This window comes from Enterobacter sp. Ag1, assembly GCA_000277545.1.
GTDB lineage: Bacteria > Pseudomonadota > Gammaproteobacteria > Enterobacterales > Enterobacteriaceae > Cedecea.
The window spans coordinates 123,614-133,512 of sequence record AKXM01000035.1; the positions used below are offsets into that span (position 1 = coordinate 123,614).

Annotated in this window: 8 protein-coding genes; 5 read left to right on the plus strand and 3 right to left on the minus strand. The window is 52.7% G+C overall.

The genetic code is table 11. The features are described 5' to 3' along the window. Positions 1-158: 158 nt before the first annotated feature. Positions 159-542, minus strand: coding sequence for an autonomous glycyl radical cofactor GrcA (grcA, locus tag A936_RS15730; protein ID WP_008459527.1), 384 nt, complete (start codon positions 540-542; stop codon positions 159-161). Positions 543-861: 319 nt separating this feature from the next. Between grcA and ung the strand changes: the two genes are divergently transcribed. Next, entirely contained in the window at positions 862-1,551 is a 690-nt protein-coding gene (gene ung / locus A936_RS15735) for a uracil-DNA glycosylase (protein ID WP_008459529.1), read from the plus strand. A 57-nt stretch (positions 1,552-1,608) separates the two neighbouring features. Here the strand turns inward: ung and A936_RS15740 are convergent, their stop codons facing one another. Continuing rightward, positions 1,609-2,679 (minus strand): tRNA/rRNA methyltransferase, encoded by a 1,071-nt coding sequence (locus A936_RS15740; protein ID WP_008459530.1) that lies wholly within the window; start codon positions 2,677-2,679, stop codon positions 1,609-1,611. Positions 2,680-2,885: 206 nt separating this feature from the next. Between A936_RS15740 and trxC the strand changes: the two genes are divergently transcribed. The 4 genes from trxC (at position 2,886) to pssA (ending at position 8,246) form a co-directional block, all read left to right on the plus strand. Beyond that, positions 2,886-3,305 carry a thioredoxin TrxC gene (trxC, locus tag A936_RS15745; RefSeq protein ID WP_008459532.1) on the plus strand — a complete coding sequence of 140 codons (420 nt, stop codon included), beginning with the start codon at positions 2,886-2,888 and terminating at the stop codon, positions 3,303-3,305. Between the two features lie 76 nt (positions 3,306-3,381). Continuing rightward, entirely contained in the window at positions 3,382-4,083 is a 702-nt protein-coding gene (locus A936_RS15750; RefSeq protein WP_008459533.1) for a tRNA-uridine aminocarboxypropyltransferase, read from the plus strand. A 32-nt stretch (positions 4,084-4,115) separates the two neighbouring features. Then, entirely contained in the window at positions 4,116-6,776 is a 2,661-nt protein-coding gene (locus tag A936_RS15755) for a bifunctional acetate--CoA ligase family protein/GNAT family N-acetyltransferase (protein WP_008459535.1), read from the plus strand. Between the two features lie 114 nt (positions 6,777-6,890). Then, complete coding sequence (gene pssA, locus A936_RS15760) at positions 6,891-8,246, plus strand: CDP-diacylglycerol--serine O-phosphatidyltransferase (protein WP_034809554.1); 1,356 nt, start codon at positions 6,891-6,893, stop codon at positions 8,244-8,246. Positions 8,247-8,280: 34 nt separating this feature from the next. Here the strand turns inward: pssA and A936_RS15765 are convergent, their stop codons facing one another. Further along, positions 8,281-9,579, minus strand: coding sequence for an MFS transporter (locus tag A936_RS15765; protein WP_008459540.1), 1,299 nt, complete (start codon positions 9,577-9,579; stop codon positions 8,281-8,283). Positions 9,580-9,899 lie beyond the last annotated feature (320 nt).

Here is a 9,899-nt window from a genome sequence, read left to right on the forward strand (position 1 = left end):
TACGGCGAAGATAGTGACATCGAAGAAATGAGCGTAGTGCTGGCAGCCCCAGGAAATTTAGGGAACCTGTACCGGGTGCTGATGCGGGTTTACTATGCATCCTATTAACGTGAAAGAGCGCCAGAAGGCGCTCTTTATTCTCAACGGCAGGAACTTAATTACAGGCTTTCAGTGAAAGTACGGGTAATCACATCGCGCTGCTGTTCCGGAGTCAGGGAGTTAAAGCGCACCGCGTAGCCGGAAACACGGATGGTCAGCTGCGGATATTTTTCCGGATGCTTAACCGCATCTTCCAGCGTTTCACGACGCAGAACGTTAACGTTCAGGTGCTGCCCACCTTCAACGCGAACTTCCGGTTTCACTTCCATTGGAATTTCACGGTATTCAAACTGGCCCAGTTTACTGACCGCAACCACTTCATCTTCCGCAAAACCTGCTTTCGCGCACACGCAGCGAGCTTCTCCTTTTTCACTGTCGAGCAGCCAGAAAGAGTTCAGAAGTTCGTCGTTTGCCGCTTTTGTAATTTGGATACCAGTAATCATTTTATTTCTCCCTCAGGGTAATGTGCTGATTCTTTGGGCCAGCGCTCTGGCTCATTGGTAAAACCTTTGTTGCTTTGTTGTTCTTATATCAGTCCGCCAGGCGTGATTCTTTGACTTAGATCAATTAAATCCACACACTAAAAATGGCTTTAGCTGGTTTTATTTGTTTTACATCAACTTAGACGGTCAGCGCCATGCTAAAACTTTTGTAAATTTTCAACTTTATTTATCACTGTAGCTCATTGATGCCACGCACTATTTTGCTCAGAAGGAAGAAGCAGTTAAGCTATCGGGCAATACAGATTCGCGGGAGAGCGAGATGACGACCCACCTCACCTGGCACGACGTGCTGGCAGAAGAGAAACAGCAGCCCTACTTTATCAATACGCTCAGCGCCGTCTCGGCAGAGCGCGCAGCGGGCGTGACCGTTTACCCTCCGCAAAAGGATGTTTTCAACGCTTTTCGCTTTACCGAGCTGGGCGATGTCAAAGTCGTGATTCTGGGGCAGGATCCTTATCATGGACCAGGCCAGGCGCACGGACTCTCTTTCTCCGTCCGTCCAGGAATCGCTCCCCCGCCTTCGCTGGTCAATATGTATAAAGAGCTTGAGGCTTCTGTCCCAGGCTTTACCCGCCCTACGCACGGCTACCTTGAAAGCTGGGCTCGGCAGGGCGTGTTGCTGCTCAATACGGTACTTACCGTCGAAGCGAGTAAAGCGCATTCCCACGCCAATTTTGGTTGGGAGACGTTTACCGACAAGGTTATCGCCCTCATTAATGAACACCGTGAAGGGGTGGTGTTCCTGCTGTGGGGTGCTCATGCCCAACGCAAAGGCAGCATTATCGATCGCCAGCGCCACCATGTCCTGACCGCACCGCACCCTTCTCCGCTTTCTGCGCATCGTGGTTTTCTGGGCTGCGGGCATTTTGTGAAGGCGAATGAGTATCTGGCCGGGCGCGGAGAACAGCCCATCGATTGGGTGCCGCAGCTGCCACAGGACAATGGCTAAAATCGGGGCGAAAAAAAACCAGCAATTACGCTGGTTTTTTTATAGTTGGAGAAGGCCTTAGGCCTTGTTCTGGCGCCACCATTCGCCCAGCAGCACGCCGGTCGCTACCGATACGTTGAGGCTTTCAACATTACCTGTACCTTCAATGGCTACGCTCATATCTGCGTTTTCAAAAGTTGTGTCGGAAACGCCATCGCGCTCCTGGCCCAGCACCAGCACCATTTTCTTAGGCAGCTCAGCTTTATACAGCGGGGTGCCCTGGTGGCTTGAGGTTGTCACGATGGTGTAGCCCGCTTTACGGAAAGCTTCCAGCCCATCGCCAAACGTCTCGCCGCTGATCGCCACCACGTGCTCGGCCCCGCCTTCTGCGGTACGAATCGCCGCACCGGATTCCAGCAGAGAAGCATCCTGAATCAGCAAACCTTTCACGCCGAAGTGTGCGCAGCTGCGCATGATCCCGCCCAGGTTATGTGGGTTGCCCACATCCTCCAGTGCCAGCACGCAGTCTTCTTCCCCGGCTTTGTTCAGCCAGGTCTGCACGCTGATGCCGCTGCGTTTTTTAATAATGAAGCAAACGCCGCCGTGGTGTTCGGTGCCTGAGGCTTTTGTCAGCTCAGCGTCATCCACCACGTGGTAAGCCTTGCGATTTGCCGCCATCCAGCGTAGCGCTTCTTTAAAACGAGGCGTAACGCTCTGGATAAACCAGGCGCGCACGATGCTTTCCGGGCGGCTCTGGAACAGCGCCTGACAAGCATTCTCACCGTACACACGGGCTTCTTCGGCGCGCTGGCGACGAATCACTTCCGGATCAACGATATGTTTAGTTGTACCTTCATTGTCTGATGCCGACAGCGAAGAGTCTACCGGGGCACGGGAAACCGTACGCCATGGCGAGGCCGCTTCACCGCGATCGCCTCTGTCACTACGTTCATTACGATCGCGCCCGCCGCGAGGTTTATCATCGTGACGAGACTGACGGCGACCGCCGCCTTCACCACGTGACGCACCGGCAGGACGCCCACCGCCTTTCCCGGTACGCGGGTTTTGGCTGCGCTGTTCGCTTTCGTCGTCACTGCGGACATACATCACTTTGACCTTGCCGCTTTTACCTTTAAATTCGTCGTTCATTGTTCCTCCACCTGGCTGAGCGCGAAGCGCGCAGATTACCTGATGTGCCATGGGTTAGCCATTAACTTTGCTTAAAAGCTAAAAACTATTGTACTCATCGAATAAATCACTTTGTTGGCCTCCCCATCTTCGCCGATAATATGTAACATATTTGAAACATCCATGGTGCATGGCACCGATTTCAATCATTCTCTTTGAGGTTAGTTATGAATACCGTTTGTGCCGACTGCCAGGCCATTAACCGCATTCCTGACGACCGTATCGATGACGGTGCAAAATGCGGTCGCTGCGGCCATGAACTGTTTGACGGTGAAGTCGTTAACGCCACGACGGCGACGCTGGATAAACTCCTGAAAGATGAGCTGCCGGTTGTGGTTGATTTTTGGGCGCCGTGGTGCGGCCCGTGCGTGAACTTCGCCCCTATTTTTGAAGATGTTGCCGAAGAACGCAGCGGTAAAGTTCGCTTTGTGAAGGTGAACACCGAAGCGGAGCAGGAACTGAGCGTACGTTTTCGCATCAGAAGCATCCCGACCATTATGATTTTCAAAAATGGCCAGGTCGTCGATATGCTGAATGGCGCCATGCCTAAAGCCCCGTTTGATAGCTGGCTGGACGAAAATATCTGATTATAAGGGGGCATTTTTTAAGCCCCCTTTCTCTATCTACGGTAGAATGGCGTTTTTAGCCAGACATCCTTCATTAATGACCGAAAACGCCGTTCTTCGCCTTCGTGCAGCCCGCCTTGCTCGCGCAACTCGTCCCTTTCTCGCCCGTGGTAATCGCGTTCGTCGCTGCCAGCGCTGCCTGCTGCCGTTGAAAAATTGCCTGTGTGAGACGCTTAAGCCACAACATGCCCGCAGTCGCTTTTGCCTGGTGATGTTTGACACCGAACCGATGAAGCCGAGTAACACCGGGCGGCTTATTGCCGATATTTTGCCGGAAACGGAGGCATTTCAATGGTCGCGCACGGAGCCCCCTCAGGCGCTGCTGGATCTTGTCGCTAACCCGGATTACCAGCCAATGGTAGTTTTTCCCGCTTCTTATGCCGATGCAAGTCGCGAGGTACTGACCACGCCACCAACCACCGGTAAGCCACCGCTATTTATCATGCTTGATGGCACGTGGACTGAAGCACGTAAAATGTTCCGTAAAAGCCCTTATCTCGATGCGCTGCCGATAATTTCCGTAGATTTAAGTATTACCTCAGCTTATCGCCTGCGCGAGGCCCATGCGGACGGCCAGTATTGCACCGCGGAAGTCGCCGCAGCCCTGCTAGAACTGGCGGGAGATGTAGTAGCGTCCAAAGGATTAACCCAGCATTTCACTCTTTTCCGCGAGCGCTATCTGGCGGGGAAACCCCATCATCAGGGCAGCGTCACAGCAGAAGTGGAAGAAAACGTTTAGACTCTCCTGAACATCACTCAGGGGAGAACGTCGTGAGTCAACGAGGCCTGGAAGCGCTGCTGCGTCCAAAATCCATTGCCGTTATCGGCGCTTCGGCAAAAGCCGACCGCGCCGGTTATTTAATGATGCGCAACTTGCTTGCTGGCGGCTTCAATGGCCCGGTAATGCCGGTGACGCCGACTCACAAAGCCGTGTGCGGGGTGCTTGCCTGGCCGGATATTGCCAGCCTGCCGCTGGCTCCTGACCTCGCTATTGTTTGTACGCATTCCCGGCGAAATCTTACGCTACTGGAAGCCCTGGGTAATAAAGGCTGCAAGGCCTGCATTATTTTATCTGCCCCACCTGAGCAATTACCCGAATTGCTGGCCTGCGCCGCTCGCTGGCAAATTCGCCTGCTTGGCCCAAACAGCCTTGGCCTGCTGGCCCCGTGGCAAGGGTTAAACGCCAGCTTCTCCCCTGTTCCGATTCAAAAGGGCAAACTGGCGTTTATTTCTCAGTCTGCCGCAGTGTCCAACACCATTCTGGACTGGGCACAGCAGCGCGAGATGGGCTTTTCCTGGTTTATTGCGCTTGGCGATAGCCTGGATATCGACGTGGATGAACTGCTTGATTATCTGGCCAGGGATACGAAAACTAGCGCCATCCTGCTGTATCTTGAACATCTGAGCGATGCCCGACGCTTTGTTTCCGCCGCAAGAAGCGCTTCACGTAACAAGCCAATTCTGGTCATCAAAAGCGGGCGCAGCAGCAAAGCACAAACGCTACTGAAAACCCATCCGGGCCTGGATGCCGCCTGGGACGCGGCGATACAACGAGCAGGTTTACTTCGGGTCCAGGATACGCATGAGCTCTTTTCCGCCGTAGAAACCCTTAGCCACATGCGACCTCTGCGCGGTGAGCGACTGATGATTGTCAGCAACGGCGCGGCACCTGCGGCGCTGGCCCTTGATGAGCTTTGGATACGTAATGGCAAACTAGCGACGTTAAGTGAAGAAACTCTGCAGGCTCTTGCGGGCGTGCTTCCTCCTGGCGTTGAGGCAGGAAACCCGATAGATCTAAGGGATGACGCGACGCCTGGCCGATACCTGCTGGCCATAGAGAAATTGCTGGATAGCCATGATTTTGATGCCTTAATGGTTATCCATTCCCCCAGTGCCGCCGCCCCAGGAACCGCAAGCGCTCTTGCCCTGATCGATCTTCTGCAGCGGCATCCTCGTGGCAAATATCTCACCATTGTCACCAACTGGTGCGGGGAGTATTCCTCCCAGGAAGCGAGACGCCTGTTTAGCGATGCCGGTATTCCGACTTACAGAACACCAGAGGGTGCGGTCACGGCGTTTATGCACATGGTCGAGTATCGCCGTAACCAGAAGCAATTGCGCGAAACGCCGGCCCTGCCGGCTAACCTGACGGCAAACACCAGCGACGCCCACCATCTGATTCAGCAGGCCTTGCATCAGGGAGCCACGACGCTGGATACCCATGAAGTCAGGCCGGTGCTTGAAGCTTATGGCTTAACGACCCTGTCGACATGGATTGCTGGAGACAGTGCAGAAGCGGTGCATATCGCAGAGCAAATTGGTTATCCCGTCGCATTAAAGCTTCGTTCTCCGGATATTCCCCACAAGTCGGAAGTTCAGGGCGTTATGCTCTATTTGAGAACGGCCAGTGAAGTACAACAGGCCGCCGAAGCCATCATCGACCGTGTAAAAATGGCCTGGCCCCAGGCTCGTATTCACGGCCTGCTGGTGCAAAGCATGGCAAACCGCGCAGGCGCGCAGGAACTAAGAGTCGTCGTTGAGCACGATCCGGTATTTGGTCCATTGATCATGCTGGGCGAAGGCGGCGTAGAGTGGCGACCTGAAAGGCAGGCGGCGGTAGCCCTCCCCCCGCTAAACATGAATCTGGCCCGATACCTTGTCATTCAGGCGATCAAAAGCGGCAAGATCCGTAGCCGGAGCGCATTACGCCCGCTGGATATCGCCGGGATCAGCGAAGTTCTGGTGCAAGTCTCTAACCTGATAGTTGATTGCCCCGAGATTGTCAGACTCGATATTCACCCTCTACTGGCATCCGGCAGTGAATTCACCCTGCTCGACGTCACTCTGGAATTGGCCGAATTTACGGGGGATGCTGATGCCAGGCTGGCCGTGCGTCCTTATCCTCATCAGCTTGAAGAGCTGGTGCAGCTTAAGAACGGTGACCGCTGCCTGTTCCGGCCGATCCTGCCCGAGGACGAACCTCAGCTGCAGCGTTTTATTGCCCAGGTAACAAAAGAGGATCTCTACTATCGCTATTTCAGCGAGATCAATGAATTTACCCACGAAGATTTAGCCAATATGACGCAGATCGACTACGATCGAGAAATGGCGTTCGTTGCAGTCAGAAGAATAAAAGACAACGATGAGATCCTCGGCGTCACACGCGCCATTTCAGACCCTGACAACGTTGATGCCGAGTTCGCCGTGCTGGTTCGCTCCGACTTAAAAGGCCTCGGACTCGGCCGACGCTTACTGACTAAGCTCATCGATTACACCAGAGAGCATGGCCTTCAGCGACTGAATGGCATAACGATGCCGAACAACCAGGGCATGATTGCCCTGGCCCGCAAACTGGGTTTCAGCGTCGATATTCAGCTGGAAGACGGTATTGTAAGTCTGACGCTTCCATTGAGCAAAAGCGCAGATTCGTGAGTAAGGTACTGGAAAACATACTCACTTTGCGCAGTAGTAGTGGTATTATCAGCAAGTTCTGACGTCTGGATTTTGCAGAAGGCCATCCAATGAAGAGAGAAGATAAGCACTGTGATGTTGTCTAAATTTAAGCGTAATAAACATCAACAACACCTTGCCCAGTTACCGAAGCTTTCTCAATCAGTTGATGATGTAGAAACCCTGTTCTCCCCTGCGGATTTCCGCGAAACGCTGTTGAAAAAAATCGCCAGCGCAACGCAGCGTATTTGTATTATTGCGTTGTATCTTGAACAGGATGACGGCGGCAAAGGAATTCTGTCCGCGCTTTATCAAGCCAAACAGCAGCGGCCAGATTTAGATGTTTCCGTGCTGGTTGACTGGCACCGTGCCCAGCGCGGACGTATTGGTGTTGCCGCGTCCAACACCAATGCGGACTGGTATCACCGCATGGCCGAGCAGTTCCCCGACGTGAATGTTCCTGTCTATGGCGTTCCCGTCAATACTCGCGAAGCCCTTGGCGTGCTGCATTTCAAAGGCTTTATTATTGATGACAGCGTCATCTATAGCGGCGCCAGCCTCAACGATGTTTACCTGCATCAGCACGATAAATATCGCTATGACCGCTATCAAATCATTCGCAATCGCGCCCTGGCAGATATCATGCATGGCTGGGTTAACCAGAATTTGATAAATGGCCGGGCGGTTCATCGCTTAGATGTCGCTGAGCGCGTAAAAAGCCCAGAAATCAAAAACGATATCCGTCTCTTCCGCCAGGAATTGCGTGACGCTAGCTTTATCTTCCACGGTGATGCAGATAACGATCAGCTCTCGGTTACGCCGCTGGTCGGTCTGGGAAAATCCAGCCTGCTGAATAAAACCATCTTCCATCTTATGCCTTGCGCAGAGCAGAAGCTGACTATCTGCACGCCATACTTCAACCTGCCAGCTGTCCTGGTCCGCAATATCATACAGCTGCTGCGGGACGGTAAACAGGTTGAGATTATCGTTGGCGATAAGACAGCGAATGATTTTTATATTCCGGAAGATCAGCCGTTCAAGATTATTGGCGCGCTACCTTATCTCTATGAAATTAACCTGCGCCGCTTCCTGAGCCGCCTGCAATATTATGTGAATACCGGGCAGTTGATTGTGCGTTTGTGGAAAGATGGGGATAACAGTTACCACCTGAAAGGCATGTGGGTGGACAACGAGTGGATGCTGCTGACCGGGAATAACCTTAATCCGCGCGCGTGGCGCCTGGATCTGGAAAATGCTCTGCTGATTCACGATCCCAAAAGAGAGCTTGAAGGCATTCGCACCAAGGAGCTGGAGCTTATCCGCACCCATACGACGGCTGTTAAGCATTATCGCGATCTGCAAAGCATCGCCGAATATCCGGTGAAAGTTCGCAAGCTGATTCGCCGCCTGCGCCGTATCCGTATCGACCGACTAATAAGCCGTATTCTCTAAACGTTTAAGCCCTGCACTGCAGGGCTTTTTCTTTCTAGAGCTTGATCCCTTTGCCTTTACGGTGCAGCAACAGAGAAACAGCAAATGCCAGCGCCCCCATCGCAGAGACATACCAGAAGAAGGTCGTTTCGCTGCCCATCGATTTCAGCGATAAGGCGACATATTCTGCCGAGCCACCAAACAAGGCATTTGCAACTGCATAAGACAGACCTACACCTAGCGCACGGACTTCCGGCGGGAACATTTCTGCCTTAAGGATGCCGCTGATTGAAGTGTAAAAACTGACAATTAGCATCGCCGCCATCACCAGAGCAAAGGCCGCATAAGGTGAGCTAACATTCTGCAGTGCCGTCAAAATAGGCACAGTCAGCACCGCTGCCAGTCCGCCAAAACAAAGCATAGAACTTCGACGACCAATTTTATCCGACAGTGCACCGAAAAACGGCTGAAGTACCATGAAGATAAACAGCGCACAGGTCATCAACGCGCTGGCCGTGTTCGCATGCATCCCCGCAGTATTCACCAGATATTTCTGCATATAGGTGGTGAAGGTATAGAAAGCCAGGGAGCCGCCGGCGGTGAAACCAAGCACCATAATGAAGGCTTTTTTATTTTTCCACAGCCCGGAAAGCGTACCGGCATCCTTGTGTGCGCGGCTTGCTTTATCCGATGTTTCATCCAGAGAACGGCGAAGATAGAGAGCAACTATCGCCAGTACGGCTCCAATCGCGAAGGGAATTCTCCATCCCCAACTACGCAAATCTTCATCACTTAGCACTTGCTGGAGAACAACCACAACAAGCAACGCGGCCAGCTGCCCGCCAATGAGCGTCACGTACTGGAATGAGGCATAGAACCCTTTACGACCTTCGACCGCCACCTCACTCATGTAAGTTGCGCTGGTGCCGTACTCCCCTCCAACAGATAACCCCTGGAACAGGCGTGCTAAAAGCAATAATGCAGGGGCCCATGTGCCAATGGTGGCGTATCCTGGCAGGCAGGCAATGACCAGCGATCCAAAACACATCATACACACTGAGATAAGCATGGAGTTTTTACGTCCATATTTATCGGCAATATACCCGAATAACCAGCCTCCAATGGGTCGCATCAAAAAACCTGCGGCAAAGACACCGGCGGTTTGCAGAAGCTGAGTCGTGGTGTTTCCCGTTGGAAAAAAGATATGAGCAAAATAGAGCGAACAGAACGAGTAAACATAAAAATCAAACCACTCAACCAGATTCCCTGATGAAGCACCCACAATGGCCCAGACGCGACGACGGGTATCAGCCGCCGACGGCACAATATTTGATTCACCTGTTGTTTCAATCATTTTATTTTCTTCTCCTGTCTTCCTGAATGGGTCTAATAACCCAGGATCCAGTAAAGCAGGAGAAAGAAATTTTGTGAGGTGAAGTATCTTGTTGCGGAGTTGTTACATTAACTTTTGTGAGCAAGCGGAGATTTTTGTGAAAAAGTATGCTTTAAAAAAGCAAAAAACCCCGGCCTTTCGGTCGGGGTTAATGCTGATTTGATGCCTGGCAGTTCCCTACAATACGCGTATCATCCTGATACTCGCCCCTCCGGGGCCGCCGCACGCGGCGTTCAAACGTGTTCCCCACACGTTTGTCGCATGCCCATCCTCGTGCAGGG

Coding starts and splice junctions, on each gene's coding strand:
- grcA (WP_008459527.1), bottom strand. CDS start 542: ATGATTACTGGTATCCAAATTACAAAAGCGGCAAACGACGAACTTCTG.
- ung (WP_008459529.1), top strand. CDS start 862: ATGACGACCCACCTCACCTGGCACGACGTGCTGGCAGAAGAGAAACAG.
- A936_RS15740 (WP_008459530.1), bottom strand. CDS start 2,679: ATGAACGACGAATTTAAAGGTAAAAGCGGCAAGGTCAAAGTGATGTAT.
- trxC (WP_008459532.1), top strand. CDS start 2,886: ATGAATACCGTTTGTGCCGACTGCCAGGCCATTAACCGCATTCCTGAC.
- A936_RS15750 (WP_008459533.1), top strand. CDS start 3,382: ATGACCGAAAACGCCGTTCTTCGCCTTCGTGCAGCCCGCCTTGCTCGC.
- pssA (WP_034809554.1), top strand. CDS start 6,891: ATGTTGTCTAAATTTAAGCGTAATAAACATCAACAACACCTTGCCCAG.
- A936_RS15765 (WP_008459540.1), bottom strand. CDS start 9,579: ATGATTGAAACAACAGGTGAATCAAATATTGTGCCGTCGGCGGCTGAT.